The 1,123-nt window shown below is 67.9% G+C and carries 1 protein-coding gene; it reads right to left on the bottom strand.

Annotated elements, in window-relative coordinates; translation table 11 throughout:
• The coding region (locus tag ACIRS4_RS38310; RefSeq protein WP_404204908.1) for a hypothetical protein at positions 1-1,123 on the bottom strand (1,123 nt) is incomplete at both ends.

Below are 1,123 nucleotides of genomic sequence, written 5' to 3'. Positions count from 1 at the left end.
GTTCTCGGCGTAGGCGGTGAGACTGTCGTCGAGCCGCTCGGGATCGATGATCAGCACATCGGCCCGGTCGCCCTCGCGCAGATGCCCGGCGTCGAGGTCGTACCAGTCGGCCAGCTCACCGGTGACCCGGTGCACGGCGTGCTCGACCGTCATGAACGGGTTGCCCGCCCGCTGCGCCCGCTGCACTCGCTCGAGCAGCCGCAGCCCGAAGTTGTAGAACGCCATGTTCCGCAGGTGCGCGCCCGCGTCCGAGAAGCCCAGCTGCACACTGGGATCCGCGGCCAGTACGTTCAGCACCTCGGGCCGGTGGTTGGAGATGGTGGTGCGCCAGCGCACCTTGGGCCCGTACTCCACCACCAGATCCAGGAAGGCGTCCACGGGGTGCACGCCGCCGCGATCCACGCCGACCTGACCGAAGGTCTTGCCGATCACGCTCTCATCGGGGCATTCGGTGATCTCGGCGTCGAAGAAGTCGCGGTGCCAGACTCGCGGGCCCCACTTCTTGTCGTAGTCCTTGCGGAACCAGCGCCGGTATTCCTCGTCGGCCAGCAGCGCGCGGCGTTCCTCGATCTGGTTGGACAGGTGCAGAGCCGCGGCACCGGAACCGAATTCCTCGAACACCGGCAGGTCGATACCGTCGGCGTACACCTCGAACGGCACCGGCAGGTGCTGCCAGCGGAAGTCGCCGCCCAGCTTGTTGATGATCTTGCCGAGCAGCGGGAAGACCTTCACCACACCGGGAATGGCCTTGATGTCGGCCGCCGACAGCAGGCTCACCTTCAGGTGCGGCCGGAAGAAGCCGAGGCTGCTGGCCGCCATGCCGATCAGGCTCTGCGGCTTGGCCACGTCCGGACCGCCCTGCAACGCCCGCTTGCGGTCGCGCAGAATGCGATTCAGGCGACGCCGCTCCTTGGCGGTGGCGTAGGTCGAGGGCAGGGTGCGCGAACGGCACACCTCGCCGTCGAGCTTGTCGAACAGCAGCTGCTGCGAGGACATGCCGACGAAGCCCGCGTCCAGGGCCTCGGTCAGCTTGTGCTCCATGGCCGTCAGCTCGTTCTCGGTCGGCTTCACCTTCGGGTCGGTGGCGCGGGTCAGACCCAGCTGCGCCGCCCGGATGTCCGAA

The organism is Streptomyces sp. NPDC101166, from assembly GCF_044768125.1.
In the GTDB taxonomy this organism is placed as follows: domain Bacteria; phylum Actinomycetota; class Actinomycetes; order Streptomycetales; family Streptomycetaceae; genus Streptomyces.
This window is presented reverse-complemented; position numbering and strand designations above follow the sequence as displayed.